Annotated in this window: 26 protein-coding genes; 7 read left to right on the top strand and 19 right to left on the bottom strand. The window is 73.1% G+C overall.

Annotated features, from left to right (window positions below; translation table 11 throughout):
• Window positions 1-30 precede the first annotated feature (30 nt).
• The 7 genes from GKC29_RS07670 to GKC29_RS07640 all read right to left on the bottom strand — a co-directional run bounded on the left by GKC29_RS07670 (window position 31) and on the right by GKC29_RS07640 (window position 5,738).
• Window positions 31-1,158 (bottom strand): branched-chain amino acid ABC transporter permease, encoded by a 1,128-nt coding sequence (locus GKC29_RS07670; RefSeq protein WP_155330164.1) that lies wholly within the window; start codon window positions 1,156-1,158, stop codon window positions 31-33.
• Window positions 1,155-2,045, bottom strand: coding sequence for a branched-chain amino acid ABC transporter permease (locus tag GKC29_RS07665; RefSeq protein WP_155330163.1), 891 nt, complete (start codon window positions 2,043-2,045; stop codon window positions 1,155-1,157). Before GKC29_RS07665 ends, GKC29_RS07670 begins: the two co-directional genes overlap by 4 nt.
• Window positions 2,045-2,773, bottom strand: coding sequence for an ABC transporter ATP-binding protein (locus GKC29_RS07660; RefSeq protein ID WP_155330162.1), 729 nt, complete (start codon window positions 2,771-2,773; stop codon window positions 2,045-2,047). Before GKC29_RS07660 ends, GKC29_RS07665 begins: the two co-directional genes overlap by 1 nt.
• Window positions 2,770-3,513 carry an ABC transporter ATP-binding protein gene (locus GKC29_RS07655; protein ID WP_155330161.1) on the bottom strand — a complete coding sequence of 248 codons (744 nt, stop codon included), beginning with the start codon at window positions 3,511-3,513 and terminating at the stop codon, window positions 2,770-2,772. Before GKC29_RS07655 ends, GKC29_RS07660 begins: the two co-directional genes overlap by 4 nt.
• A gap of 5 nt (window positions 3,514-3,518) precedes the next feature.
• Entirely contained in the window at window positions 3,519-4,724 is a 1,206-nt protein-coding gene (locus GKC29_RS07650) for a substrate-binding domain-containing protein (protein WP_155330160.1), read from the bottom strand.
• 472 nt (window positions 4,725-5,196) lie between these two features.
• The gene (locus GKC29_RS07645; protein WP_155330159.1) at window positions 5,197-5,448 is read right to left on the bottom strand and encodes a hypothetical protein; all 252 of its coding nucleotides are present in this window, start codon (window positions 5,446-5,448) and stop codon (window positions 5,197-5,199) included.
• Window positions 5,445-5,738: a DivIVA domain-containing protein gene (locus GKC29_RS07640; protein ID WP_230689049.1), complete on the bottom strand. Its 294-nt coding sequence runs from the start codon at window positions 5,736-5,738 to the stop codon at window positions 5,445-5,447. The genes GKC29_RS07645 and GKC29_RS07640 overlap by 4 nt, the downstream gene beginning before the upstream one ends.
• 299 nt (window positions 5,739-6,037) lie before the next feature.
• On the opposite strand from GKC29_RS07640, the gene GKC29_RS07635 reads away from it, so the two are divergent.
• Window positions 6,038-6,268, top strand: a complete 231-nt coding sequence (locus tag GKC29_RS07635) for a GntR family transcriptional regulator (RefSeq protein ID WP_155330157.1) — start codon at window positions 6,038-6,040, stop codon at window positions 6,266-6,268.
• 371 nt (window positions 6,269-6,639) lie between these two features.
• Here the strand turns inward: GKC29_RS07635 and GKC29_RS07630 are convergent, their stop codons facing one another.
• A complete protein-coding gene (locus GKC29_RS07630; protein ID WP_230688952.1) occupies window positions 6,640-7,767 on the bottom strand; it encodes a glycerophosphodiester phosphodiesterase in 1,128 nt (375 codons plus the stop codon).
• A 147-nt stretch (window positions 7,768-7,914) separates the two neighbouring features.
• Here GKC29_RS07630 and GKC29_RS07625 point away from each other — a divergent pair, with 147 nt between their 5' ends.
• Window positions 7,915-9,249: a TrkH family potassium uptake protein gene (locus GKC29_RS07625; RefSeq protein ID WP_155330156.1), complete on the top strand. Its 1,335-nt coding sequence runs from the start codon at window positions 7,915-7,917 to the stop codon at window positions 9,247-9,249.
• Window positions 9,250-9,274: 25 nt separating this feature from the next.
• Complete coding sequence (locus GKC29_RS07620; RefSeq protein ID WP_366598294.1) at window positions 9,275-9,907, top strand: TrkA family potassium uptake protein; 633 nt, start codon at window positions 9,275-9,277, stop codon at window positions 9,905-9,907.
• 11 nt (window positions 9,908-9,918) lie between these two features.
• Here the strand turns inward: GKC29_RS07620 and GKC29_RS07615 are convergent, their stop codons facing one another.
• The 7 genes from GKC29_RS07615 to GKC29_RS07585 form a co-directional block, all read right to left on the bottom strand.
• Window positions 9,919-11,598, bottom strand: coding sequence for a serine/threonine-protein kinase (locus tag GKC29_RS07615; protein ID WP_155330154.1), 1,680 nt, complete (start codon window positions 11,596-11,598; stop codon window positions 9,919-9,921).
• Between the two features lie 70 nt (window positions 11,599-11,668).
• A complete protein-coding gene (locus GKC29_RS07610) occupies window positions 11,669-13,222 on the bottom strand; it encodes a fused MFS/spermidine synthase (RefSeq protein ID WP_155330153.1) in 1,554 nt (517 codons plus the stop codon).
• A 36-nt stretch (window positions 13,223-13,258) separates the two neighbouring features.
• On the bottom strand, window positions 13,259-14,266 hold the full coding sequence (locus tag GKC29_RS07605) for a hypothetical protein (protein WP_155330152.1): 1,008 nt from the start codon (window positions 14,264-14,266) through the stop codon (window positions 13,259-13,261).
• Window positions 14,267-14,444: 178 nt separating this feature from the next.
• Window positions 14,445-15,257 carry an inositol monophosphatase family protein gene (locus tag GKC29_RS07600; protein ID WP_155330151.1) on the bottom strand — a complete coding sequence of 271 codons (813 nt, stop codon included), beginning with the start codon at window positions 15,255-15,257 and terminating at the stop codon, window positions 14,445-14,447.
• A complete protein-coding gene (locus tag GKC29_RS07595) occupies window positions 15,250-15,702 on the bottom strand; it encodes a response regulator (protein ID WP_155330150.1) in 453 nt (150 codons plus the stop codon). Before GKC29_RS07595 ends, GKC29_RS07600 begins: the two co-directional genes overlap by 8 nt.
• On the bottom strand, window positions 15,699-17,486 hold the full coding sequence (locus GKC29_RS07590) for an ATP-binding protein (RefSeq protein WP_155330149.1): 1,788 nt from the start codon (window positions 17,484-17,486) through the stop codon (window positions 15,699-15,701). Before GKC29_RS07590 ends, GKC29_RS07595 begins: the two co-directional genes overlap by 4 nt.
• Entirely contained in the window at window positions 17,483-18,688 is a 1,206-nt protein-coding gene (locus GKC29_RS07585; protein WP_155330148.1) for a PP2C family protein-serine/threonine phosphatase, read from the bottom strand. The genes GKC29_RS07590 and GKC29_RS07585 overlap by 4 nt, the downstream gene beginning before the upstream one ends.
• Before the next feature lie 292 nt (window positions 18,689-18,980).
• Here GKC29_RS07585 and GKC29_RS07580 point away from each other — a divergent pair, with 292 nt between their 5' ends.
• Complete coding sequence (locus GKC29_RS07580; RefSeq protein WP_370463319.1) at window positions 18,981-21,407, top strand: M28 family peptidase; 2,427 nt, start codon at window positions 18,981-18,983, stop codon at window positions 21,405-21,407.
• Window positions 21,408-21,498: 91 nt separating this feature from the next.
• Here the strand turns inward: GKC29_RS07580 and GKC29_RS07575 are convergent, their stop codons facing one another.
• A complete protein-coding gene (locus tag GKC29_RS07575) occupies window positions 21,499-21,717 on the bottom strand; it encodes a hypothetical protein (RefSeq protein ID WP_155330146.1) in 219 nt (72 codons plus the stop codon).
• A gap of 60 nt (window positions 21,718-21,777) precedes the next feature.
• Window positions 21,778-22,032, bottom strand: a complete 255-nt coding sequence (locus GKC29_RS07570; protein WP_155330145.1) for a Smr/MutS family protein — start codon at window positions 22,030-22,032, stop codon at window positions 21,778-21,780.
• 145 nt (window positions 22,033-22,177) lie between these two features.
• Here GKC29_RS07570 and GKC29_RS07565 point away from each other — a divergent pair, with 145 nt between their 5' ends.
• The gene (locus GKC29_RS07565; RefSeq protein ID WP_155330144.1) at window positions 22,178-22,915 is read left to right on the top strand and encodes a bifunctional 2-polyprenyl-6-hydroxyphenol methylase/3-demethylubiquinol 3-O-methyltransferase UbiG; all 738 of its coding nucleotides are present in this window, start codon (window positions 22,178-22,180) and stop codon (window positions 22,913-22,915) included.
• Between the two features lie 60 nt (window positions 22,916-22,975).
• On the opposite strand, the gene GKC29_RS07560 is transcribed toward GKC29_RS07565, so the two are convergent.
• Both GKC29_RS07560 and GKC29_RS07555 read right to left on the bottom strand, forming a co-directional pair.
• Complete coding sequence (locus GKC29_RS07560) at window positions 22,976-23,338, bottom strand: M48 family metallopeptidase (RefSeq protein WP_155330143.1); 363 nt, start codon at window positions 23,336-23,338, stop codon at window positions 22,976-22,978.
• 113 nt (window positions 23,339-23,451) lie between these two features.
• Complete coding sequence (locus tag GKC29_RS07555; RefSeq protein WP_155330142.1) at window positions 23,452-24,213, bottom strand: ROK family protein; 762 nt, start codon at window positions 24,211-24,213, stop codon at window positions 23,452-23,454.
• Window positions 24,214-24,356: 143 nt separating this feature from the next.
• Here GKC29_RS07555 and GKC29_RS07550 point away from each other — a divergent pair, with 143 nt between their 5' ends.
• Together GKC29_RS07550 and GKC29_RS07545 are read left to right on the top strand one after the other, a co-directional pair.
• Window positions 24,357-25,997: an ABC-F family ATP-binding cassette domain-containing protein gene (locus GKC29_RS07550; RefSeq protein ID WP_155330141.1), complete on the top strand. Its 1,641-nt coding sequence runs from the start codon at window positions 24,357-24,359 to the stop codon at window positions 25,995-25,997.
• A gap of 38 nt (window positions 25,998-26,035) precedes the next feature.
• On the top strand, window positions 26,036-26,353 hold the full coding sequence (locus tag GKC29_RS07545) for a hypothetical protein (protein ID WP_155330140.1): 318 nt from the start codon (window positions 26,036-26,038) through the stop codon (window positions 26,351-26,353).
• Window positions 26,354-26,375: the final 22 nt, after the last annotated feature.

The following is a 26,375-nucleotide window of genomic DNA, read 5'->3' as shown; positions in this document are numbered from 1 at the left end:
TCGACGGGTGGTCCCGGTGCGCTGTTCGGGTCAGCGGCGCCGGGAGGGCATCCGGAGGGAGGTGCGCAGGAGGGCCAGGCGGGGGGCGAGGCTGGCCAGGCCGCCGGGGAAGAAGTACACGGCCAGGATGAACACCGTGCCCAGCACGAACAGCGGCTGGGACAGGGGCCGGCTGAGGAACGCCGGGAGGGCGTCCACCGCCTCGCTGGTGCCGAAGGCGACCAGCCGGTGGTCCAGGTACATGTAGAGGATGCCGCCGAGCACCGGCCCCCACCGGGTGCCCGGCCCGCCGAGCACCACCATGACCAGCAGCGACAGGGTCAGCTCGCTGGACGTGATGTGCGGGGAGGCGCCGCCGACGATCAGGCAGTAGACCACGCCGCCGGCCGCCGCGAGCCCGCCGGCCAGCGTGAACGCCACCAGCTTGAACCGGTACGGGTCGAGCCCGAGCACACCGACCCGCCGCTCGTCGTCACGCAGCCCGGCGAGCACCCGCCCGGTCGGCGAGCCGCTCACCCGGTGCACCACGAACACCACGACGGCCAGGTACGCCAGCGCCAGCCAGTACAGGTTGACCGTGTTCGTCACCCCGACCATCGCCTCCGGCACCCCGGAGACGTCCAGCGGCAGGCCCTCCTCGCCGCCGGTCAGCCCGCCGAAGTCGCGGGCCACCAGGATCGCGCCGACCTGGGCGAAGGCCAGCGTGACCATGGCGAACGCGATGCCGACGGTCCGCAGCGCCACCGCGCCGATCAGCGCGGCGAGGATCGTGCCGCCGGCGATCGTGAACAGCGCGGCCTGCCACAGCGGCAGCCCGGCCTTGGTGACCAGGATGTCGGTGCCGTAGACACCGGCGGCGAAGTAGAGGGCGTGCCCGAAGGAGAGCATCCCGGTACGCCCGAACAGCAGGTCGTAGCCGGCGGCGAGCCCGCCGAAGACCAGGCAGAGGGCGAGCAGTTGCAGGGTGCCCGGCTCGTTCAGCGCGCCCTCGAAGATCCCGGGCAGGTGCAGCGTCGAGTACGGCAGGGTCAGCGCCACGGCCAGCGCGACCAGCGGCAGGAACGGGCGTACCCGACTCCAGCGGCCGCCGGTGGGTGTCAGCTCGGACGGCACCGCCGCCGGGGGCGCCGGAACCTCCGGACTCTTGACCTCGGTCATGCCGTTGCCACCTTTCCGGCGATGCCCTGCGGGCGCAGCAGCAGCACCACGGCGAGCAGCCCGACCACGCAGATGTCGCCCAGCCCGGAGGTGCCGTAGTAGTTGACGAACTGTTGCAGCAGCCCCACCGCGACGGCCGCGTACGCGGACCCGACGACCGAGCCCATGCCGCCGATCACCACCACGATGAACGCGAAGATCAGCAGCGAGCCGCCCTGCCCGGGTGAGACGGTGCCGAAGTAGACGCTGCCGAGCGCACCGGCCAGCGCGGCGGCCGCCCCGCCGATCGCGAAGACCAGCGTGAACGCCTTCCGTACGTCGATGCCGAGCGCGGTGACCATTTCCCGGTTCTCCACGCCGGCCCGGATCACCAGGCCGTAGCGGGTCCAGCGGAGGAAGGCCAGGATCGCGCCGAGGACCAGCACCGCCGCGATGATCAGCAGGAGGCCGCCGTTGGGGACGTTGGCCCCGAGCACGTTGGTGACCTGCCGGGTCCACTCGGGGCGCGGGAAGGTGCGCGGGTCGGCACCCCACGTCGCCTGGAGCAGTGCCACCCCGGCCAGCGAGAGGCCGACGGTGACCAGGACCTGCTCGATGGTGCGGGAGTACAGCGGCCGGATCAGCACCAGCTCGACCAGGACCGCGACCAGGGTGCCGGCGGCCACGCCGAAGGCGACCGCGACGACGAAGCCGAACCCGTCCCCGCCGGCGCCGGGCAGGTTGCCGGCCGCCCACCAGGTCGCGTACGCGCCGACGCCGAGGAACAGCCCGTGCGCGAAGTTGAGCACGTCGGCCAGGCCGAAGACCAGGGACAGGCCGGAGGCGACCAGGAAGTAGAGCGCCGCCAGGCCGAGCCCGGTCAGCGTCAACAGGATGATCGTGTCCACTAGTGATGCACCTCCGCGGAGCCGACCCCGAGCAGGGACTTCGTCAGGCCGGTCTCCATCAGCAGTTCCTGGGCGTCGCCGGTCCAGGCCACCTTGCCGGCGGCGAGCACCACCGCGTCCCGGGCGAGCCGGCGCACCACGGCCAGGTTCTGCTCGACCAGCAGCACCGGCACCGACTCGGCGACCCGTTCCAGCACCTCGGCCACCTCGGTCACGACCTTCGGCGCGAGGCCCTTGGTCGGTTCGTCGATCAGCAGCAGCCCGTTGTCGTTGAGCAGCACACGGCCGATCGCCAGCATCTGCTGCTGCCCGCCGGAGAGCGAGCCGGCCCGCTGCCGGCCGCGCCGGTCCAGCTCGGGGAAGAGCGCGTACACCCGGTCGTACGCCGGGGTGGTGCCCCGCCGCTCGGCGAGCCGCAGGTTCTCGGCGACCGTGAGTCCGGCGAAGACGCAGCGGTCCTCCGGCACGTAGCCGAGCCCACCGCGGACCAGCCGGTGGGTGGGCCGGGCCAGCAGGCTCTGCGCGCCCATCCGGATGGTGCCGCGCACCTCGCCCGCCCGCGGGGTGAGCCCGACGACGGCGCGGAGCGTGGTGGTCTTGCCGACGCCGTTCCGCCCGAGCAGCACCGTGACGCCGGTCGGGGCGACCGTGAAGGACACCCCTTGGAGGATGTGCAGCCCGGAGATCCGGACCGACAGGTTCTCCACGCTGAGGATCGGCTCGGTCACAGCGACTCCCCCAGGTAGGCCTCTTGCACCGTCGGGTTGGCCATGACCGTCTCCGGGGTGTCGCAGGCCAGCAGCGCGCCGTGGTGCATCACGGCGATCCGGTCGGCCAGTTCCAGGATCACGTCCATGTGGTGCTCGACCATCAGCACCGAGCGGCCGCTGTCGCCGGTCAGCGACCGGATCACCTGCACCAGCTCGGGCACGTCCTCGGCGCTGACCCCGGCCATCGGCTCGTCGAGCAGCATCACCCGGGGTTCACCGGCGAGCAGCAGGGCGATCTCCAGCTTGCGCTTCTCGCCGTGGGCGAGGGTGCCGGCGAGCGCCGTACCCCGGTGGGCGAGGCCCACCCGGTCGAGCGCCGCGTCGGCGGCGGCGGCGACCTCCCGGTCGGCCGCCGCCCGCCGCCACAGCTTCATCGAGCCCCCGCGGTACGCCTGCACGGCGAGCCGGACGTTCTCCCGCACGCTGAGCGAACCGAAGACCGAGGACGCCTGGAAGGTACGGCCGAGCCCGAGGCGGGCCCGCTTGTACGGCGGGAGGGTGCTGATGTCCTGCCCGTCGAGGGTGACCCGACCTTCCGTGGCCCGGCGCAGGCCGGTGATCAGGTTGAACAGTGAGGTCTTGCCGGCGCCGTTGGGCCCGATGACGCCGAGGAACTCCCCGGGCGCCAGGTCGAGGTAGACGCCGTCGACGATGGCGACCTCACCGATCCGCCAGGTCAGACCGCGGGTGGCGAGCATTCCGGTCAGCCCTTCATCGCCACGACCGGCGGCGCGGTCTCGTCACCGGTGAGGCTCTTCTGCGCGGTGGCGGTGAACGCCTGGCCGCTGCCGGAGAGCTTCGCCTGGAACATCGGCTGGAGCAGGGCGTGGTCCTCCTTGCGGATGGTCAGCTGCCCCTTGACGCCCTCGAAGCTCCACCCCTCCAGGGCGGTGACCATCTTCTCGACGTCGTCGCCGCCCTCTTCGATGGCGCGGACGACCATCTGCGCGGCGTGGAACCCGTCCGGGTGGAACAGGTCCAGGGTGCCGCCGGGGATCTTCGCCTTGGCGGCCTTGGTGGCCTCGTTGTCGGTGGCCCCGTCGAAGTAGTGCGACAGGAAGGAGATCTTGCTGCCGGCGGCACCGAAGGTGGGCCACGAGGCGCGGATGTCCAGACCGGTGACGACCGTGGTGGAGGTCAGCACGCCCTGCTGGTCGAGGGTCTGCCACATCGCCGGGGCGGTGGTGCCGGCCCAGGCGACGAAGAGCAGGTCCGGCTTGGCGGCCTTGATCTGGCTGGCGAACGGCGTGAACTCGGTCGCGCTGGCGGGGGCCCGTACGCTGCTGACGGTGGCGCCGGCGCCGCCGATGACCGCCTTGACGGCCGCCTCGTTGGCGTCGCCGAACGCGCCGTCCTGCGCGAAGACGACCACCTTCTTGCCCGCCGGGTCGCCGATGAACGACTTCGCGGTCACCACGTCCTGGTACGACTGCCGGCCCGAGCGGAACGTGTACTTGTTCGCGCCGGTCACGCCGTCGGTGGCGGCGGGCCCGGAGATGAACAGCACCTTGTTCTGGGCGGCGATCGGGGCGACCTGGAGGGCCACGCCGGACGCGGTCGACCCGGCGATGATCTTGTGTCCCTTGCCGATCAGGTCCTTGGCGGCGTTGACGGCCTTCGCCGGGTCACCGGCGTCGTCGACCTCGGTCAGCTCGACGGCCCGGTCACCGACCTTGTTGGTGCCCTTGGTGGCGAAGTCGAGACCGGCCTTGAACCCCTCGATGTACTGCTTTCCGTAGCTGGCCAGCGCTCCCGACTGGGAGTACACCAGGCCAACCTTCACCGGCGCGGCGCTGTCGCCGCCACCGGAGGCGGTTTCCTGCGGGCTACCACAGGCCGTGGCGGCGAGCGCCGCCGCCATCATCGTGGCGGCGGAGAGGAACACCCGCCGCGTCGTCCGGACCGTCATTGCGACTCCACGTGAGGACTCGGAGGAAGGGGAACTTGTTTGTCGGCTCACGCTAGAAGTGACGTCACCCACGGGCTATGTGGCGGAAACACACAAGTAACAGGGGATGGATGGCCCCCGGTGACAGCGCCGCCCGACCGGCAGTGACGGCCCGCCGGGGCGATGGCCGCCACCGCCACGGTGTCGGTCGGCCCTGTGTCGCCCCCCGCCACCAAGCTTCGCGTTCCGGCCTCGCGTTCCGGCTTCGCGTCCCTGGTCCTGGCGCGCCGGAGCATTCGCGGGTGGTGCGCTGTCGAGCTGCCCCACCGGTGCGACCACCGGCAGCTGTGGAGCTGACGTCGTCGGTGGATCAGCCAGGATCGTGCCGCTTCCCGGCCATGCGTGGCGCCGGGCACGTCATCCGCCGCAGGCTGCCGCCCGGTCACCGAAGCGTCGCCGCTCGCCCCCGCCAGCCGGCCGGGCGGGCAGCGGGTCACCGCCGTGGCGGGGCGCAGGGGCCGTCGTGGTCGGCCGGGCGCGCGCAGCGGCCGGCGCCGTCGAGCCGGGCGTCGCAGAAGACCCGATGGCGTACGAACTGCGCGTCCTCCTCCGACACCGTCGTCTCGGCCGGGTCGATGTCGGGCAGGAAGCCGAGCGAGCGGGTGATCGTGCGGGCGAAGCGCTTCGCGGCGGCCAGGTCGGTGGCGAGCACCGGCAGGTGCACCACGAAGCGGTCCCGGCTCACCGCCGTGCCCCCGGCGCGAACCGGGCCTGCCAGCTCCGCAGCGCCCGCTTGATCCGGACGTTCTCCTCGGTGACCGTCACGAGGTCGCGCCGGGTGGCGGCCAGTTCGCAAGCCACCCGGTGCAGGAACGCGTGCACCTCGGCCGGGTCGAGCCCTCGCCGTACCGACCGGAACCGCCGGTCCCGCACCTGCCCGGCGGTCAACGGCCGGCACGACTCCGACCGGTACCACCCGCCGTTCGGGGATCGCCCCGGCCGCTGGCGTCTGTTCCGGCGGAACAGGTTGAGCACGGTGCGCAATCCGGACCTCCTCGATGGACGTGACCTGGAGGGCGGCCCGGCCCGCCGATAGGGGACGCGGACCGGACCGCCGGCCCCGCGACCGCAGCCCTGATCGGCGGTACGACCCCGGAGCCCACTTTCGGGCCCGACCCCGAGGTTTGCCGAACCAACCGGAGCCGGACAAGCAGAAGCTACCCCAAATGTTTGTGTAGGTCGAGCCCTGCAGAGCGACGACACGGGGGAACTTGTTGCAGTTACTGGTGTAGGCCGGGCATGATCGGAGACGCCGAACCAACCGGAGTCCTCCCATGCCCACCGCAGAAGCCCCGTATCGCCGCATCGCCAACGACATCGCCGCGAAGATCAAGAGCGGCGAACTCAAGCCCGGCGACAAACTCCCGTCCACCCGGGAACTGGCCGAGGCCTACGAGGTCCACATGAACACGGCCTCCCGCGCCCTGTCGCTCCTGCACGATCGGGAACTGATCACCGGCCAACCGGGCCGGGGCACCTACGTCGCCGAGCAGCCCGGGCGGTGACCCGTCCCGCCGGGTGGCCGAGGGAAGCTCGGCTGATCGCCGCCATGCCGGCGGCATCGCGGTATCCGCTCGCCCCGGACACCCCCATGCCGCCGGCACTGAGTTGATCAAATAGAAACTGGGCTGATCCATCCAGGTCATCAGGTCCACAGGACGGCGATCGCCCACCCCACCCCACCCCCAGGCGCCGACCGCCCCAGGCTCGTCGCCGGGTCGTTCGTGCGGCCCCGCCAGAGAGGGCCCGCGCCCGGCACGCCACCGGGGTGTCAGGCGCGCCACGGGCGCGAAGTCGAGGCGGGCGTGCCGTGGACAGACGGTGTCGGCCCGCCACCCGGAACCGGGGTGGCGGGCCGACAGGGCGGGAAGCGGGGTCAGCGGCGGGGCAGGCCGGCGCGGGCGGCGACCGCCGTGTCCGGGTGGTCGGTGAAGACCCCGTCCAGGCCCAGGCCGTAGAAGAGTTCGTACTCGGCCTGGATGTCACCGCGCGCGTTCGGGTCGGCGCCGATCCGGAGGTCGGCCGGGAGGAACTGGTTCTCCGCCCGGAACGTCCAGGCGTGCACGATCAGCTTCTCCCGGTGCGCGTCCCGGACGAGCGTGGTCGGGGCGAGCAGCTTGCCGGTGGCGTCGCGGGGAACGATCAGGTCCTTGTTGACGCCGACGCCGTCGGCGTACCCGGCGATCCACTCCAGCCCGGCCGGCGTGGCGAGGTCCCGGTAGGTGCGGGTGTCGCCGGCGACGGTGAAGTCGTACGGGCGGCCGCTGGCGTTCAGCAGCTGGGCCAGCTTGACGTCGATGACCTTGTTGAGCTGGCGCAGGTTGGCGGTCTCGAAGGACTGGATGATGACCGGCGAGTTCCGGTGGGTCAGCTTGTTGCGCCGCAGCACCTCGACCAACGGCTTCTCCAGCGGCAGCCCGATCGAGGCGAAGTACGTCGGGTGCTTGGTCTCGGGGTAGATGCCGATGGTCCGGCCCCGGGCCCGGCCCTCGGCGCGGGCCAGGTCGACGACCTCCTGGAGCGTGGGCACCTCGAACTGCCCGTCGAAGGCGGTGTTCTGCGTCCGGACCTGCGGCAGCCGCTCCTTGGCGCGCAGGGTCTTCAGCTCGGCGAGGGTGAAGTCCTCGGTGAACCAGCCGGTCACCGCCACGCCGTCGATGGTCCTGGTGGTCCTGCGGGCGGCGAACTCCGGCCGGGCCGCCACGTCGGTCGTACCGCCGATCTCGTTCTCGTGCCGCGCGACCAGCACGCCGTCGCGGGTGGCGACCAGGTCCGGCTCGATGTAGTCGGCGCCCTGCCGGATCGCCAGCCGGTACGCCTCCAGGGTGTGCTCGGGCCGGTAGCCGCTCGCGCCGCGATGGCCGATCACGATCGGGCGGTCGTCGGCGCGGGACCGGTCGGCGGCCGGTGCCGGGTCGGCGGAGGCGGTCACGGCCGGGACGGCCACCGTGGCCGCGAGCAGGGCACCGGCCAGGCCGAGGGCGGAAAGGGTGCGTCGTCGCAACGCCGTCTCCTGTCGTTCGTCAGGGGCAACCGCCTCAGCAGAACCGTCGACGTTGACGGCTGGGTGGTCGGTTCCTGGCCGGCGGATGAACCCTCCGGGATGCCGTTTCCGCCACCACCACCTGGAGGGAAAAGTGAAGATTGTCGGGTGCGCTGGCTGCTGCGTCGCCCCGTCCGCCTGGTGCCGATCGGGTTCGGCCTGGCGATCCTGGTCGGCACGCTGCTGCTCATGCTGCCGTGGGCGACCGGCCAGCAGCGGTACACCCCCTTCATGATCGCGCTGTTCACCGCGACGTCGGCGATCTCGGTGACCGGCCTGACGGTGGTGGACACCCCGAACTACTGGACCGAGTTCGGCCTGGCGATGATCACCGTGCTCACGCAGATCGGCGGGCTCGGCATCCTCACCGGCGCGACGCTGGTCATCCTCGCGGTGGCCCGCCGGCTCGGGCTGCGAAACCGGCTGCTCGTGCAGGCCGAGACCGCCGAGTTCGGAATCGGCGACATCCGGCGCCTGCTGCTGCGCATCGCCGCCACCTCACTGGGCTGCCAACTGATCATCATGGCGATCCTGACGCTGCGACTGTCGGGCCGCTACGACTACGAGCTCGGCAGGGCGCTCTGGATCGGCGTCTTCCACGCCGTCCAGTCCTTCAACAACGGCGGCTTCGCCCTCTACACCGACAACCTCATCGGCTTCTCCCAGGACCCGTGGATCACTCTGCCGCTCGCCTTCGGAAGTATCGTCGGCGGGCTCGGCTTCCCGGCCCTCTTCGAGGCCGTCCGCGAGTGGCGGCACCCGGCGGGCTGGGCGGTGGCCACCAAGCTCACCGTCTGGGGCAGCCTCGTGCTGCTGGTGCTCGGCTCCGGCGCCCTGCTCCTGTTCGACTGGTCCAACCCGTACACGTTGGGCATCCACTCCTGGCCGCAGAAGACGCTGATCGCGTTCACCCAGAACGCCTTCATCCGCACCGGCGGGTTCAACGTCGTCGACATCGACGCGCTCGGCGAGGAGAGCATTCCGTTGATCATCGCGTTGATGTTCATCGGTGGTGGCAGTGCGAGCACGGCCGGCGGCATCAAGGTCAGCACGTTCTTTCTGCTCGCCTTCGTCATCTGGGCCGAGCTACGCGGCGAGCCGGACGTCACGGTCGGGCACCGGCGGGTCGCCACCGCCAGCCAGCGCCAGGCCATCACGGTGGCGCTGCTCGGGGTGGCGCTGGTGGTCGCCGGCACCGTGGCCCTGATCCTGCTCACCGAGGGAGTGCCATACCACGCCGCGCTGTTCGAGACGACCTCGGCGTTCACCACCACCGGCCTGTCCCTCGGCATCGCCGCGGAACTGCCCCACGGCGGGCAGCTCGTCCTGATCGTCCTCATGTACATCGGCCGGGTCGGGCCGCTGACCCTCGGGTCGGCGATCGCGTTGAACACCCGGCGCAGGCTGTACCGCTACCCGGAGGAGCAACCCATTGTCGGCTAACACTTCCGAACCCAGTGGCATCGTGGTGATCGGACTGGGCCGGTTCGGGTCGCACCTGGCCGGCTCCCTGATCCAGCAGAAACACCAGGTCCTGGCGATCGACCGGGACGCCGCCCCGGTGCAGCGCTGGTCGGCCCAGCTCGACCGGGTGGTGCAGGCCGACGCGACGGACGAGAGCGTCCTCCGGCAGCTCGGCGTGGAGGACGTCGAGCGGGCCGTGGTGGCGATCGGCGACTCGGTCGAGGCGAGCGTGCTCACCGTGCTCGCGCTGGTCGAGCTGGGCGTGCCGCAGGTGTGGGCCCGCGCGACGTCGAGCAAGCACGCCAAGATCCTGTCGTCGGTCGGCGCCCACCACGTGATCTTTCCCGAGCGGGAGACCGGTGAGCGGGTGGCGCACCTGATCGTCAGCAAGATGCTCGACTTCATCGAGTTCGGCGACGACTTCGCGATCGCCAAGGTGCTCGCCCCACCGAGCATGACCGGGCGTCCCCTCGCCGAGTTGCGGCCGGCGGACCAATACAACGTCCGGGTCGTCGGGGTCAAGCTCCCGGACGAGCGGTTCCGGTACGCCACCGACGCCACCGTGCCGGCACCCGGAAGCATGCTGATCGTGGAGGGGAGCATCGACGCGGTACAGCGGTTCGCGGCGCTCAGCTGAGCGCCGCGCGCTCAGTCGTCATCGCCCTCGTCGTCGTCATCGTCGTCATCGTCGTCGTCCCGCTCCACGACGTTCATCCCGCCACCCTTGCCAGCGCCGCCGCGCTTGGCCTTGGTCGCGGACGAGCCGGAATCCCGGGACGTCGCCGCCTTCTTCGTCGCCGCCTTCTTCGCCGGCGCTTTCTTCGCCGGCGCCTTCTTCACCGGCGCCTTCGTGGCGGGGGCTGTGCTGGGGACCGTTCCCGCCACCCCGGAGACCTGGACGCCGCACAGTTCGTCGGCGATGCGGAACTCCACCGGCAGCGGATTCACCCCGGTGTAGCGACCGGTGAGCGTGAACTTCTCGGTCCCGCCGGGGGCCAGCGCGGCCCGCTCGGGCGCGGGCCGCACGTGGACGTTCCGACCCTCCTGGCGGACCGGCACCGGCGACGCCTTGGTCACCGTCTGCTGGGCGGGGAAGGCGAAGGCGAGCCGCCAGTCGCGCAGTTCCCGGCCACCGGTGTTGGTGAGCGACACCTCCGCCGCGAAGTCCTTACCCGAATCGGTACGCAGCGCGTACGTCACCCGGCAGGAGATCTCCTCCTCCGCGCCCATCCGCACCTCGGTCGGCTGGTCGACGCCGCCGCTCGCCGAACTGCCGGAGGTCACCCCCCACATCGTGGCCGTCACCGCGACCAGCCCCGCGGCGGCCACCCCGGCCTCCACCCGCCGCCGCCGGGCCAGCGCCCGCCGGTTGCGCTTGCGGGAGAAGGGCAGCGCGTCGGTCGACGCCGACCAGGGCAGGATCGTGGTGCCGAGGTTCGCCACGGTGGTCGCGTCGACGAGGCCACCGGGAGCCGGGGAGACCGGCACGGCGGCGACCATGCCGGCGGCCGCCGCGAGCGTACGCGCGACCTCGGCGGTGACCGGCCGGTCCTCGGGGCGCTTCGCCAGGCAGCGGCGCACCAGGTCGGCGACCTCGTCGGGGAGCCCCGGCACCGGCGGCATCGGCTCGGGGTCGTTGTACATGTGCGCGCGCAGCATCTGCGTGGTGGTGCTCGCCTCCCAGGGGAGCCGGCCGGTGAGCATGCGGTAGAGCAGCAGCCCCACCGCGTACACGTCGGTGGCCGGTGACACGTCACCGTTGTCGAGCCGCTCCGGGGCCAGGTACGCGGGGGTGCCGAGCAGCGCCCCGTCCGGGCCCTTCTCCTTCTCCCCCACCAGCGCCGAGATGCCGAAGTCGACGACCTTGACGCCGGTCGCCGTCAGCATGATGTTGCCGGGCGTGACGTCCCGGTGCACCACCCCGCGCGCGTGGGCGGTGGCCAGTGCGGACGCCACCTCCGCACCGACCGTCACCGCCTCCCGCCAGGGCAGCCGTCCCCGCCGCAGCCGCCCGGTCAGGGACTCGCCGTCGATCAGTTCCATGACCACGTACGGCACGGTCAGCCCGACCTGCTCGGACTCGCCGTAGTCGTACACGTTGGTGATGTTGGGGTGGCACAGCCGGGCGGCGGCCTGGGCCTCGACCCGGATCCGGTGCCGGAAGGCCCGGTCGCTGGCGAGCCGGGAGGCGAGCACCTTGACCGCCACCTGGCGGCCGAGCACCTCGTCGTAGCCCCGCCAGACCACCGACATGCCGCCGGCACCGAGCTGCTCGATCAGCCGGTACCGCTCACCGAGCAGTTGCGCGCCGTCGCGGACCCCTCCCATGGGGATCGTTGTTGCCCCGGACCGGCCGGGCTACACCTCCGAACCGGATTCGGTTCGCGAAGTCACCCGATCAGGCGGTGGCGAGCAGTTGGTCCACCGGGGCGTAGTCGTCGGTCAGCACCAGCGCGTCGCCGACGAAATCGCCCAGCGCCTCGTCGTCGAGCACGGTCACCGACGGGTCGACCCGGTCGAGCCGGGTGCGGACCGCCTCCAGCGGCAGCGGGGCGTCCGAGGCGACGATGAGGAAGTTCGAGCCCTTGTCGCCGGCGAGCGCGGCGGGCGGGGCGATCAGGGCGACGTGCCGGAACTCGGCGGCCACGGTGGCGACCTCGCTGCGGATGAACCGCATCGGCGGGTAGTCGATGACGTTCTGCACGTACACCCCGCCGGGGCGGGTCACCCGGCGGATCTCGGCGGCCATCTCGCGGGTGGCGAGGTGCCAGGGCACCACCAGGTGCCCGAACGCGTCCCCCACCACCAGGTCACGACTGCCCGCGGGCTCGTCGGCCACCAGCATCCGGGCGTCGCCCACCACCGCGCGCAGGTCCGGTCCCTGGCGTACGCCGAGCTTCTCCTCGCCCAGCGTGACCAGCCCGCCGTCGATCTCGAACACGACGTTGCCGGTGCCCGGGCGGGTGGCGGTCAGGTACCGCGGCACGGTGAACCCGCCCCCACCGAGGTGCAGCGCGTCGAGCCGCCGCCCGGCCGGTGCCGCCACGTCCGCCACCGCGCCGATCCACTTCGTGTACGCGTACTCCAGGTGGGTCGGGTCGGCCAGGTCCACGTACGAGTGCTCCGCCGAGTTGAGCAGCAGCGTGCGCCCGCCCTCCCGGCGGGGGTCGGCCTCGACCCGGGCGCAGTGGTACGCGGTCTCGATGTCGCACGGGTTCGGCGCGACGGCGGTCAGGCCGGCGCCGACCAGGCCGAGCACCGCGAGGCTCGCCGACACCCGGGCCGGGCCGGTCAGCTGCGCGCCGGCGCTCCGGCGCAGCCACCCGCCGAGGGCCAGCCCGGTGACCCCGAGGGACACCGCCAGGCCGAGCAGGATCACCGTGCTGGGCAGGGCCGCCACCAGCACGAAGCCGGTGACCAGGGTGGCCGTGACGGCGCCCAGCGTGCCGATCGAGGAGAGCCGGCCGACGACCTGGCCGGTGCGGCGCAGGTCGGCGAGCTGGAGCTTGACCACCATCGGGGTGACCGCCGACAGCAGCATCGCCGGAATGAACACGGCGAGCGCGACGAGCAGGAGGATCGCGCTGGCGGCGCCACCGCGCAGCACCTCACCGGCGTAGCGGACCGCGGGCAGGGTCACCGCGGTGGCGATGCCGGCCAGCACCAGGGCCGGCGCCAGCAGGGTACGCGGGTCCCGCCGGTCGGCCAGCCACCCGCCGGCCCACGCCCCGTACGCGATGGCGGCCAGCGCGATGCCGATGACCGAACTGGTCACCTGGAGCGTCACCCCGACGTACGGGCCGACCAGGCGCAGCGCGGCGGTCTCCAGCACCAGGACCGCGCCGCTGGAGAAGAAGACCAGGAACGCGGCGAGCCCGGTGGGCAGGGCCCGGCCGGTCGCCGGCGCGGGTCGGGCCGGCGGGACCGTGACGTCGGACGATGCAGGGTTCACCCGCGCGATGGTACGCAGCGAACCTGACCGCCCGGGTCAGTACATCGAAACGTGAACATGGTTTGTGTGGTCGGCGGCGGGGCTGCCCCCACCGCTGTACGACCGCCATCCGGTGCTCGGCATCCAGATCTGCCGGTACCAGATCACGTACATCACGCCGAGGCGGCTCGCGTTGTTCTTCAGGTACGCGGCCAGGCGATCACCGTACGTCTTGTCGCCGCCGGTCGCGGAGACGTTCTCGAAGCCGCCCGTGGCGGCGGAGAAGTCACAGGCCCGCCCCTTCGGGTGCTCGCCGTCGCCGCCGCTGCGGTGGCAGGAGGAGTGCCGCGTGAAGCCGGCCGCCTTGGACTGCTGGAGCATGTGCAGCGTGCGCGGGGTGATGCAGCCCGAGGTGGTCGGGTCGTCCACCGAGCAGGACTCCGACGGCCACGAGCCGTCCGAGTTGCGTGGGGCCGGCCTGGCGCTGGCCGACGAACCGCTGAAGCCGGAGCTGCCCCCGGAGCTGACCGACGCGAGTGCCGCCTCGGCCGCCTTCTTGTTCTTGGCCAGCACGGCGACCTGCTTGGTCTGCTCGCGGACCTCGACGTCGATGGCGATCTTGGCGTCCCGCGCCGCCTGCCGGGCCTCAGTCAGCTCCCGCACCTTCCGGCCGTCGCGCTGGGCCATCGTGTCCAGGCTCGCCACCCGCTCCAGGAACGCCTCCGGCGACGAGCTCTCCAGCAGCATCGCCGCCGAGGTGAGCCGGCCCAGCCGGTACGACTGCGCCGCCACCTCCGCCACCTGGGCGGTCAGGTCGACCAGGCGCACCTCGAGCGCCTGGACCTCGGCGGTCAGCGCCTTCTGCCGCCGCTTGGAGTTCTCCAGCTTGGTGGTCGCCTCGATGTGCGCCTTGGCGGTGGCCGCCAGGGCGTCCCGCAGCTTCTTCGTCCCGCCCTCGTTGGGCTCCGCGTACGCGGGCACCGCACCGACGCCGAGGAGCAGCGCCACGGCGGCGAGGAGGGCGATCAGCGGGCCGCGACGCCCGCGGGGCAGGGTCGTACGCACGTCCATCCTTCCGTCGGCCGCCGGCCCCCGGTCGGTGCCACTGCGCGGCGGCGGCCCCGCCGGGCGCCGGTGGCGGCCTGCGGGCGGAGACCGCCGGACACGATACCGGACCGCTCGCCGCTGACCAGGCCCGCGACTCGGCAGACCATCGAACATCGACGCTCCGTCGCGGTTCCGGTCACGCTCCGCCGAGCAGCGCGTCCCGTACCGCGGTCCACACCCGCTCGTTCGCGGCGACGAGCAACCCGTGCCCCTCGTCGGCCGGGTGGTACTCGGTGCCGTCGAACCGCCGGGCGACACCGCCGGCCGCCCGCACCAGGAGGGTGCCGGGGGCGTGATCCCACGGCAGGGTGCGCCAGAAGAGCACGAACTGCTGGTCGCCGGTGAGCACGTCCAGGTACTCCCGGCCGGCGCAGTGCTGGCCGGGGAGCAGCTCGCCCAGCCGCGCGCCGCCGGCCTCCACCCGCGCCCGGGCCGGGGACGGCAGGAAGCGGAACATCGCGGCGCCGCGCAGGTCACCGGGCGCGGAGGGCGCGTCGTCCGTCCGCACCGGCCGCCCGCCGAGGTACGTCCCGGCATCGGCCCGAGCCATGGCCAGGGTGTCCGCCAGCGGGTCGAGCACCCACGCGGCGGCCGGCTCCCCGTCGGTCAGCAGCGCCACCATCAGCGCGAAGGGGCGGCGGCCGGCCGCGAAGTTCCCGGTGCCGTCGATCGGGTCCACCAGCCACACGTCACCTGAGCCGCGCAGGTGCCGCAGCAGGCCCGGATCGTCGGCGACCGCCTCCTCGCCGACCACCACCGACCCCGGCCGCAGGCGGCGCAGGCCCGCCGAGATCAGCTCCTCGGCCGCCCGGTCGGCGACGGTGACCAGGTCGCCCGGGGCCTTCTCCGCGACGTCGTCGTCGTCGAGCTTGCGGAACAACGGCAGCACGGCCTGGTCGGCCGCCTCGCGCAGCAGCCCACCGACGTCGTCGAGCAGGGTGTCAGCCACGCGGCGGGAGCTTGACCACGCTGACGAAGAACTCGTCGATCTGACGCACCACCGAGATGAACCGCTCGAAGTCCACCGGCTTGGTCACGTACGCGTTCGCGTGGAGTTGGTAGCTGCGCAGGATGTCCTCGTCGGCCTGCGAGGTGGTGAGGACCACGACCGGGATCCGGCACAGCTGCTCGTCCTTCTTGATCTCTTCGAGCACCTCGCGCCCGTCCCGGCGGGGCAGGTTCAGGTCGAGCAGGATCAGGTCCGGCTGGACCGCGTCCGCGTACGGCCCCTCACGCCGCAGGTACGCCAGGGCCTCGGCACCGTCGGACACCACGGTCAGGCGGTTGCGGAGCTTGTGCTCCTCGAACGCCTCCTGGGTCATCAGCACGTCGCCCGGGTCGTCCTCGACCAGCAGCACCTCGATCGGGCTGTTGCCGTCCGCCGGCACGGTCATCCCACCGTCTCCCTCATGTCACCCGTTCTACCGCTTCCCCGCTCGCCGCCGGGGCCGTCCGCCGTTCCGGCGCCGTCCGCGTCGCCGTCCGTCGGCCCGGCACCGGTCATCGGGTCTCCCGCCGGTCCACCGTCCACGCGACCGCCCGACCCGTCGTCCGTCGGCCCGTCGGTCGTGCCGGCGGTCGTGCCGGCAGTCGCGGCCTCCCCGGTGTCGTCGCCCTCGGCGGCGCGCACGTCCTCGGGCAGCGCGGGCAGCGTGAAACGGATCGCCGTCCCCTCGGCGAGGCTGGTGTCGACCCAGACCCGACCGCCGTGGTACTCGGCGATCTTCTTGACGATGGCCAGCCCGATGCCGGTCCCCGGGTACGCGTCCTTCGCGTGCAGCCGCTGGAAGATGACGAAGATCTTGTCGGCGAACTCCGGCTCGATCCCGATGCCGTTGTCCGCGCAGCTGATCTCCCACTCGTCGCCGACCAGCCGGGCCGACACGTGCACCTTCGGCGGGACGTCCGGGCGCCGGAACTTGATCGAGTTGCTGACGAGGTTGGCCAGCAGGTTCGTCAGCAGCGGCTCCTCGCCCCGGATCACCGGCAGCTCGCCCCAGGTCAGCTCCGCGTCGGTGTACTGGCGGGCGGCCTCGGTCTGCGCCGCCACGTCACCCATCACCTTGTTGAGGTCGACCTCGGTGAAGCCGGTGGTGAGCCGGCCGATCCGGGAGAAGGCGAGCAGGTCGTTGATGAGCCGCTGCATCCGCTGCGCCCCGTCCACGGCGAACGCGATGTACTGGTCGGCGCGCTCGTCGAGTTGACCCGCGTACCGGCGCTGCAGCAGCTGGCAGAAGCTCGCCACCTTGCGCAGCGGCTCCTGCAGGTCGTGGGAGGCGACGTACGCGAACTGCTCCAGGTCACGGTTCGAGCGGGTCAGCTCCTCGGCCTGCTTCTGGAGTTGGCTGTTGACCCATTCGATCCGCTCACGGGCCTCGCGTACCTCGTCGAGGTCCTTCGCGATCTTCTGCCGCATGGCGTCCACGTCGGTCGCGACCATGAGGAACTCCGGGGGGCCGGAGCCGGCGATCCGGTGCCGGTAGTCACCCTCGGCGACCTCCCGGACCTGCCCGGCCAGGTCGGTCAGCGGACGGACCACGATCCGGTCCAGCGAGACCAGCAGCACCCCACCGGCGACGACGACCACCAGCGCGGCCACGATCAGCAGCACGACCACCAGCGTGCTGGTCCGGTAGATGTTCTGTGCGCCCTCCTCGCGCTCGGCCAGGATGCCCTCCTGGAGCGCGGCGAGCGAGGCGCGGATGCCGTCGAAGCGTTGCCGGCTCTCGTCGCCGATCAGCGCCTGACCGGCCGCCGTCCCGCCCTGCGTGGTGGCCTGGATGACCGGTTCGGCGACCGCGCCCCGCCAGGCGGCGGCGCGCGACTCCACCGTGTCCAACTGCCGCGCCAGGTCCGGGTACGTGCCGACCAACGACCGCATCCCCCGGTAGAGGTCCTGCTCGCGGTCCAGGCTCTCGGTGTACGGCGTCAGGTTCGCCCGGTCACCGGTGACCGCGTAGCCGCGGACCGCGGTCTCCTGGTTGACCAGGACCGCGAGCAGTTCCTGGGACTGCGCCCGCAGCGGGCCCCAGCGGTCCAGCACCTCGTGGGTGTACTGGCGGTTCTGGGCGGCCGCCCCGATGACGGCGGCGACCAGGATGCTCAGCAGGACGCCGACCACCGCGAGCAGCGCGACCACGCGGCGGCGGAGCGTCCAGCCCTGGGCCCCGGTCGTCACCGGCCACCGCCGCGGGTGACCAGCAGCATGGCGACGTCGTCGGCCAGTGGGCCGCCGTTGAGCTGCTCAGCCCGGCCGACCAGCCAGGCCGGCAGCTCGGGCAGGGGCACCCCGGCGGTGGCCGGGTCGGCGAGCAGGCCCGCCAGGCCGTCGACGTCCAGGCGCTCGTCGCCCTCGCCCACACGCCCCTCGATCAGACCGTCGGTGTACATCAACAGGGACCAGTCCTCGGTGTCGAACTGCAGGTCGTACGCGACCGGCCGCCGGGGCCGTACGCCCAGCAGCAGCCCGCCGGTCGCCGGGACGGGTGCGACCCGCCCCCCGCGAAGCAGCAGCGGCGGCGGGTGCCCGGCCAGCCGCACGGTGGCCCGGTTGGCGTCCAGGTGCAGCCGGGTGGTGGCGACGGTCGCGAAGATCTCCTGGAGCCGGCGCTCGCTCATCAACACCTGCTCCAGCGCCGGCAGCACCTCGTCGTCCGGCACCCCGGCCAGGATCAGCGCCCGCCAGGCGACCCGCAGCTCGACGCCGAGCGCCGCCTCGTCCACACCGTGCCCGCAGACGTCGCCGACGATCAGGTCGAGGCGGTCGGGGCGGGTCTGCACCACGTCGAAGAAGTCGCCGCCGATCAGGGCGGCGTGCCGGCCCGGCCGGTAGAAGGTGTGCACCGCGACCTGGTCGGTCGTCATCAGCGGCTGCGGCAGCAGGCCGCGCTCCAGGCGGGCCGACTCGGCCTGGCGCAGCTCCACCTCGCGCAGCCGGCGGGCGTTCTCGTCGGCCCGCTTGCGCTCCACCGCGTACCGCAGGGCACGGGTCAGCAGCACCCCGTCGACCTGGCCCTTGACCAGGTAGTCCTGTGCGCCTTCGGCGACCGCGACGATGCCGAGGTGCTCGTCGGACCGGCCGGTGAGGACACACACCGCCGCGCCGCTGGCCATCTCCAGCACCTGGCGCAGCCCGTCGATGCCTTGCGCGTCCGGCAGGCCGAGGTCGAGCAGGACGCAGTCCACACCCATCACCCGCTTGCGGGCGTCGCGCAGGCTGGTCGCCACCAGCAGGTCGATGCCCGAGTTGGTCTCGGCGAGCAGCTCGCCGACCAGGAAGGCGTCGCCCTCGTCGTCCTCGACCAGCAGCACGCGCAGCCGCTCGCCGGGTGGCACGGTGCCGTGGTGCCCGAGAGCGCCGACCGGTTCGGCCCGGCCCACGACGGAAGGGCCGGCCAGGCCGGCCCCCCGGTGCGGCCGGGTCACCGCCGCGAGACGCGGAAGTTCGCTGGTGATGTCGGGGCTCCTTCCGAGTGCCCTGCTGATCCTGTATTAGACAACGGTCCCACACAACACGACGGCCTCGGCTCGACGCCCGATGCCCCCGATCACGGGACGGGCCGGCGCAGAGGGGATGAATCCGGCAAGCCGTCGTCGAGACCGGCCGCACCGGCAGTCCCGCCGGCGCCCGGCGGGGTGCAGGATGGTGCCACCCGCACCCCGAGGAGTCCCCGTGGGCGTACCTCCCCTTCCGACCACGAAGCGCCGGTCCGCCGCCGCCACCGCGCTGGTCCGCTCCGCCGACCGCGCCCTGGCCCGACCCCGCCGGCGCCTCGCCGCCGCCGTGGCCGCGCTGGTCGCGCTCGTCGCGGTCGGCGCCGTCACCCTGCTCGACCTGCGCGCCCCCGAGCCGCGCCCGGCCGACACGGCGCCCGGCGAGTTCAGCGCGGCGCGGGCGTACGAGCACGTGCGGGTCGTCGCGGCCCGCACCCACGTGGCCGGCAGCCCGGCCAACGACCAGGTCCGCGAACACCTGGTCGGGGTGCTGCGCGGCCTCGGCCTGGAGACCGAGGTGCAGGACACGGTCGCCCCCGAGGCCGGCCAGCTCAGCGGCGCGGCCGGGGGCGCGACCCTGGCCCGGGTACGCAACGTGGTGGCCCGCCTTCCCGGCACCGACCCGACCGGGAAGGTCTTCCTCGTCGCGCACTACGACTCCGTCCAGGTGGGGCCGGGCGGCAACGACGACGCCGCCGGCACCTCGACCATCCTGGAGGTGGCCCGGGCGCTCACCGCCGGACCGCGGCCCCGCAACGACGTCATCTTCGTGCTCACCGACGCCGAGGAGGCGTGCCTGTGCGGCGCGGCCGCGTTCGCGTCGGCCCACCCCCTCGCCGCGGACGGCGGGGTCGTGCTGAACCTGGAGGCGCGGGGCTCGACCGGGCCGGTGATCATGTTCGAGACGTCCGAACGGAACGCCGCCCTGGTCGACGCCTTCGGCCGGGCCGCGCCGCACCCCGTGGGCACCTCGTTCGCGGTCGAGATCTACCGCGCCCTGCCGAACGACACCGACTTCACCGCCTTCCTCGACGAGGCCGGCTTCGTCGGGCTGAACTCGGCGTACATCGACGGCGGGGCGATCTACCACACCCCGCTGGACACGCCGGCCGCGATGGACCGGGCCAGCCTCCAGCACCACGGCGACAACACGCTCGGCCTGGCCCGCGAGTTCGGCCGGGTCGACCTGGCGACGCTCGACGCCGGGCACGACGCCACGTACTTCCCCGTCCCCGGTGGGCTGGTCCGCTACCCGGGCTGGCTGGTGCTGCCGCTGGCGCTGCTCGCGCTCGCCGGCGTGGTCGCGCTCGGCTGGCTCGCCCGGCGCCGGGGGCGGGTGACCACCGGCCGGTTGGCCGCCGGCTTCGGCCTGGCGCTCGTGCCGCTGGTGGCCGCCCCGGTCGGCGCGACCCTGCTCTGGGCGGGGATCACCGCGGCACGCCCCGGCTACGCCGAACTGCTCGACCCGTACCGGCCCACCTGGTACCGGCTCGCCGTGCTGGCGCTCGCCGCGGCGCTCCTGTTCACCTGGTACGCCCTCACCCGCCGGCGGATCGGCCCGGCCGCGCTGGCCGTCGGCGCGCTCGGGTGGCTGGCCCTGCTCGGGGTGCTGCTGGCCGTGCTGGTGCCCGGTGGCGCGTACCTGGTGACCCTGCCCGCCCTGGCCGGCGCCCTCGCCGGGCTCGTCGCGCTCGCCACGCGGATCGACGGGCCGTGGCCGGTGGTCGCGGTGACGCTGGCCGGCGCGGTGGCCGTGGTGGTGCTGCTGCCCACCGTCGTGCTGCTCTTCCCCGCGCTCGGCATGGCGATGGGTGGTGTCGCCGCGCTCGTGGCGGTGCTGCTCGGCCTGGCGGCGCTGCCCGTGGTCGACCTGCTGCACCCGCAGGCCGGCGGGCAGCGCGGGACGGTCGCCCTCCAGGCCCGCCGGCTCGGCGCGCTGCCGGCCGCCGCCGCGACGCTCGCGGCCGTGGTGTTCGCCGGCGTCGGGCTCGGCGTCGACCGGTTCGACGCCGCGCACCCCGTGCCGACCCACCTGATGTACGCGCTCGACGCCGGCACCGGCCAGGCCCGTTGGCTCAGCCACGAGGCCGAGCCGCGGCCGTGGACCGACGGGTACGTGGACGGCGCCCCCGTCTCCGTGGCCGACGAGTTCCCGGCCTTCGGGCACGAGCGGCTGCTGGCCGGTCCGGCCCAGGCGGCGGGCCTGCCCGCGCCGAGGCTGGACGTCCTCGCCGACACCACCGCCGGTGCGGAACGCACCCTGCGGCTACGGCTCACGCCGCAGCGGCCGGCCCGCCTGGCCGCCCTGCACGTCGACGCCGGCACGGCGACCGTGCTGCGCGCGGAGGTGGCCGGCCGGTCGGTGCCGGTCGAGCCGCGCGAGGGCCGCTGGGGCTTCGGGGTGGTCGTCCACGCTCCGCCGGCCGAGGGCATCGAGGTGACGCTGACGGTGGCACCGAAGGCGGGCCAGGTGGCGTTCCGCGCGATGGACGCCAGCGACGGCCTGGACGCGCTCCCCGGCTTCCGCCCCCGCCCACCGGACGTCGGCGTCGTCGGCTCACACAGCTCGGAGCTGCTCGCGGTGGCCCGCACGTACCCGCTCTGAATCCGGTCACCCGAGGAAACCTGGTAGCCGGGACGACGAGTGGTCCCGGCCGGGGCGAACCCTCCCGGCCGGGATCAGCAGCCGGTGCCGCTCAGCGGAGCACCTCGCGCCAGGCCGGGTCGGCCCCGCGCCAGGCCCCCGCAAGGATGGCCGCCGAACTACGGCTGTGGCACTCCAGCACCTTCGACCGGCCGTTCGCACCACCGATCTGCGCCTGCACCTCCCAGCGCCGACCGTCGGTGCGGATATAGACGTCACGACGTCCTCGCGCCGTCGCGTCCCCGTTCCACCAGTGCTCCTCGACGATCACCTGGCGACCGTACAACAGCTGCCCGGACGGCCGGTAGCGGTAGCCACCAGGCCACCGTCGCTACTTCCAGCGGAAATGGATGAAGAGGCGGCCGAAGTTCTTCGAGTCCTTCTCGACCCGGTGGTAGAGCGCCTTGACGTCCTTCTGGTCGAGGAACCGCAGCACCCGCTTCTTGAGCTGGCCGGAACCCTTGCCGGGGATGATCTCCACGAGGGTGGCCTTCTTCGCCACCGCCTCGTCCATGATCCCGCGCAGGGCACGGTCGATGTCGGTGCCCTTGTTGTAGATGTCGTGCAGGTCCAGCTTGAGCTTCACGGCCGGGCCTCCACCGGGTCGGGTTCCATGGCAGCCCCATCGTAGGCGGCCCGCCGCTCGGCGGCCCCGGGCACCGGCCCTGCCGGGCGGCGCCGCCCGCCGGAAATCGGTCGACATCGCCGCCGCCGACGACCACCGTCGGGGGATGCGACAGGAGGACCTCTGGGACGCCGACGCCGCGGCCCGCTACGACACCCCGGGCACGGGCATGTTCGCCCCCGATGTGCTCGGGCCGACGGTGGACCGGCTCGTCGAGCTGGCCGGGGACGGCCGCGCCCTCGAGTTCGCCGTCGGCACCGGCCGGGTGGCCGTTCCGCTCGCCGAGCGGGGCGTACCCGTCACCGGGATCGAGCTGTCCCGCCCGATGATCGAGCGGCTGCGGACGAAGGTGGACGAGGAGACGGTCCCGGTGGTCCGGGGCGACATGGCGGTCACCGCCGCCCCGGGGACGTACACGCTGGTCTACCTCGTCTTCAACACGATCTCCAACCTGTACACCCAGGCGGAGCAGGTCGCCTGCTTCCGCAACGCGGCCCGGCACCTCGAACCCGGTGGCCGGTTCGTGATCGAACTGTGGGTACCGGAGCTCCGCAAGCTTCCACCGGGCCAGCCGGCCGTGGTCTGGCACTGCGAGCCCGGCTACCTCGGCCTGGACACGTACGACGTGCTGCACCAGCGGGCCGTGTCGCACCACGTCCGGTACGACGAGGACGGCCAGGCCCGGGTCACCCTGAGCCCGCACCGCTACATCTGGCCGGCGGAGCTGGACCTGATGGCTCAGCTGGCCGGGTTCGAGCTGGAGAGCCGGCACGCCGACTGGGCCGGGGCGGAGTTCACCGCCGACTCGCGGTCCCACGTGTCCGTCTACCGCCTCCCGGCCTGACCGGGGGCGGAGACGACGACGGGGCGGCCCCCGGGAAAGGGACCGCCCCGTCGTCGCCGCTCAGCGGCCGAACCGGGTCTCCACCCGGCGCAGTGCCGCCTGGTAGTCGTCGTTCGCGTGGTGCATCGCCGCCGCGATGCGCAGGTGCCGCAGCGCGTCGGCCGGCCGGTTCAGCCGCTCCAGCGTCCGGCCCAGCACGTGGTGGGCGTAGTGGTCGCTGGGGTCCCGGTCGACCAGCTCGCGGAGCTGCTCCTCGGCCCGGTTGAGCTGGGCCGACTGGAAGTACGCGCGGGCCAGCAGCTGCCGGACGGCGGAGTTGCCGGGCTCGGCCTCGACGATCGGCTCGAGCAGCCGGGCCGCTGCGGTCGGGTCACCGGCTTCGAAGAACAGAGTCGCCCGCCGGTACTCGGCCAGAAGATCCATCCGACCCACCCCCTCGTGTCACATCGCCACTGAACCGACGCTGGCACAACACCAGCCGTACCGCGACTGTTCCCCGCTGGGAATTGCGCCGCCTGGCGGCGCCGGGCGGCGCGTCAGACCGACCGGGCGGTGGCGAGGTCCCAGGCGCGGACGCCGCCGACGATGCCGGCCGTGTTCGGCACCACCACCACGTCGTCACCCATCCGGGTCAGTTGCTCGGGGCGGATCAGCCGCGAGTTGCCCCCGCCGAGGTAGAGCCGGTCCCAGCGGAAGACGGGCCGTAGGCCCTCCACCACCTGCCGTACCCGTCGCGACCAGAAGGCGTCCCCGAGCCGCCGCCGCTCGACCTCCCCGACGTACGTGTCGTAGGTGGTGCCCCAGCGCACGGGGGCGTGGGACAGCTCCAGGTGCGGGGCGAGCACGCCCCCGTCGAAGAGGGCGCTGCCCAGCCCGGTGCCGAGGGTCAGCACCAGCTCACAACCCGTGCCGGCGACCACCCCGGCCCCGTGCACCTCGGCGTCGTTGAGCACCAGCGCCGGCACCCCGAAGGCGTCGGCGAGGGCGCTGCGCGCGTCGTACCCCGACCACTCGGCGACCAGCTCGGGGTCCACCCGGCTGCGCGGGCCGGAGCGGGTGACGTAGTGCGGCGTGGCCACCACCACCCCGTGCCGGATCATGCCCGGCATCCCCACGGTCAGGCGGTCCGCCGGCGGCAGCCGCGACCCCAGGTCCCGCAGGGTCTTGACGAAGAGCGCGGGCGGCAGCGGGTACGGCGTCGGCACGCGTACCGGCCGCGCCCGCATGGTCCCGGCGGCGTCGAGAACCGACGCCTTGAGCCCACCGCCGCCGCAGTCGATCGCGAGAGTCGTCACCACGCCGAGAAGTGTGCCCGGTCCGTGGCGGACCACCCTCGCCGATCATGCATTTCCGGCCCACCGTATGCCAGCTTTGCCCCGTTGCGTCCGGATGCGAAGTGAAGATCGCGGGGTAGGTGGGGTGCGGATAGGGTTGCGGGCTGATGAGTGGGACGTTGGTTGTCAAAGGCCTGAGCGCGGGGCACGGGGAGCGGGAGCTCTTCGCCGGGCTCGATCTTGTCGTTGCGCCCGGGGACGTCGTCGGGCTCGTGGGGCCGAACGGTGCGGGCAAGTCGACGTTGCTGCTGCGTACGCTCGCCGGGTTGTCACCCGTCGAGGCCGGGAGCGTCACGATCAGCCCGCCCATCGCGAACGTCGGGCACCTGCCGCAGGAACCGGAGCGGCGGGCCGGCGAGCGGGTCCGCGACTTCCTGGCCCGGCGCACCGGGGTCGCCGGGGCACAGGCGACGCTGGACGCGGCCACCGAGGCGCTGACCGCGGGGGCGCCCGGCGCCGACGACGCGTACGCCGAAGCACTGGACCGCTGGCTCGCCCTCGGCGGCGCCGACCTGGACGAACGCGCCGAGCAGGTCGCCGCCGACCTCGGCCTCGCCGTCTCCCTCGACCTGGAGATGACCGGCCTCTCCGGCGGCCAGGCCGCCCGCGCCGGGCTGGCGTCGCTGCTGCTCAGCCGGTACGACGTCTTCCTCCTCGACGAGCCCACCAACGACCTGGACCTGGCCGGGCTGGAGCGGCTGGAGGAGTTCGTCACCGGCCTGCGCGCCGGGACCGTCCTGGTCAGCCACGACCGCGAGTTCCTCACCCGCACCGTGACCCGCGTCCTCGAACTGGACCTGCACCAGCGGCAGGTCAACCACTACGGCGGCGGCTACGCGGCCTACCTGGAGGAGCGGAAGGTGGCGCGGCGGCACGCCCGCGCCGACTACGAGGAGTACGCCGAGACCCGCGCCGACCTGGAGGGGCGAGCCCGCATGCAGCGGGGATGGATGGAGAAGGGCGTGCGCAACGCCCGGCGCAAGGCCACCGACAACGACAAGATCGGCCGCAGGTTCCGCTCCGAGTCGAGCGAGAAGCAGGCGGCCAAGGCCCGGCAGACCGAGCGGCTCATCGAACGGCTGGAGGTGGTCGAGGAGCCGCGCAAGGAGTGGGAGCTGCGCATGGAGATCGCTGCCGCGCCCCGCGCCGGCGCCGTCGTGGCCACGCTCCGCGACGCCGTGGTACGCCGCGGCGCCTTCACCCTCGGCCCGGTGAACCTCCAGATCGACTGGGCGGACCGGGTAGCCGTCACCGGGGCGAACGGGTCCGGCAAGTCCACCCTGCTCGCCGCCCTGCTCGGCCGGCTGCCGCTGGACGCCGGACGGTCCTCGCTCGGGCCCGGTGTCGTCGTCGGCGAGGTGGACCAGGCCCGCAAGCTGTTCCTCGGCGACCCGCCGCTGCTCGACGCCTTCCGGCTGGCCGTACCCGACCTGTCACCGGCCGACGCGCGGACCCTGCTGGCCAAGTACGGCCTGCGCGCGGCGCACGTGCTGCGGCCCGCGGCGACCCTCTCCCCCGGTGAGCGCACCCGGGCGGCGCTGGCGCTGTTGCAGGGGCGCGGGGTGAACCTGCTGGTGCTCGACGAGCCGACCAACCACCTCGACCTGCCGGCCATCGAACAGCTGGAGTCCGCGCTGGCCGGCTACCCCGGCACGCTGCTGCTGGTCACCCACGACCGGCGGATGCTCGGCGCGGTGAGCGTCAACCGGCGGCTCCGGGTGGACGCCGGACGGATCGCCGAGGACTGATCCGTGCCGACCCGGTCGCGGCGGGTGAGAATGAGCCCATGCTCAAGTGGGAGTACGCGCTGCTGGTCCGCCGTCGGCAGGCGGCCACCACCGACGTCGGCTGGGAGGTCGTCTTCGTCTGGTACGGCCCGGACGGCACGATGGTCGACGTCACGCCGTACGGGGACACCGCGCTGGCCCATCTGAACCGGGCCGGCGACCAGGGCTGGGAGCTGGTCGCGATGAGCGAGGACCCGTCCCTGCCCGGCAACAACGAGCTGCACCGCTACCACCTGAAGCGGCCCAAGCCGGCGGCTCCCCAGCCACGTGCCCGGATGCGTACGGTGGGCCGGCCCCGCCGCACGATCTCCGGCTGACGCCCACCGCACTACCGGCCGG

It is taken from the genome of Micromonospora sp. WMMC415, from assembly GCF_009707425.1.
GTDB lineage: Bacteria > Actinomycetota > Actinomycetes > Mycobacteriales > Micromonosporaceae > Micromonospora.
Note: the sequence above shows the minus strand (reverse complement) of the source record. Positions and strands in the feature narration are given on the sequence as shown.

What these genes read in the sequence shown, in the direction of transcription:
- GKC29_RS07615 (WP_155330154.1), bottom strand. Translation starts at nt 11,598, where the DNA reads ATGGGAGGGGTCCGCGACGGCGCGCAACTGCTCGGTGAGCGGTACCGG.
- GKC29_RS07635 (WP_155330157.1), top strand. Translation starts at nt 6,038, where the DNA reads ATGCCCACCGCAGAAGCCCCGTATCGCCGCATCGCCAACGACATCGCC.
- GKC29_RS07565 (WP_155330144.1), top strand. Translation starts at nt 22,178, where the DNA reads ATGCGACAGGAGGACCTCTGGGACGCCGACGCCGCGGCCCGCTACGAC.
- GKC29_RS07550 (WP_155330141.1), top strand. Translation starts at nt 24,357, where the DNA reads ATGAGTGGGACGTTGGTTGTCAAAGGCCTGAGCGCGGGGCACGGGGAG.
- GKC29_RS07545 (WP_155330140.1), top strand. Translation starts at nt 26,036, where the DNA reads ATGCTCAAGTGGGAGTACGCGCTGCTGGTCCGCCGTCGGCAGGCGGCC.
- GKC29_RS07670 (WP_155330164.1), bottom strand. Translation starts at nt 1,158, where the DNA reads ATGACCGAGGTCAAGAGTCCGGAGGTTCCGGCGCCCCCGGCGGCGGTG.
- GKC29_RS07595 (WP_155330150.1), bottom strand. Translation starts at nt 15,702, where the DNA reads ATGACCGTGCCGGCGGACGGCAACAGCCCGATCGAGGTGCTGCTGGTC.
- GKC29_RS07560 (WP_155330143.1), bottom strand. Translation starts at nt 23,338, where the DNA reads ATGGATCTTCTGGCCGAGTACCGGCGGGCGACTCTGTTCTTCGAAGCC.
- GKC29_RS07650 (WP_155330160.1), bottom strand. Translation starts at nt 4,724, where the DNA reads ATGACGGTCCGGACGACGCGGCGGGTGTTCCTCTCCGCCGCCACGATG.
- GKC29_RS07655 (WP_155330161.1), bottom strand. Translation starts at nt 3,513, where the DNA reads ATGCTCGCCACCCGCGGTCTGACCTGGCGGATCGGTGAGGTCGCCATC.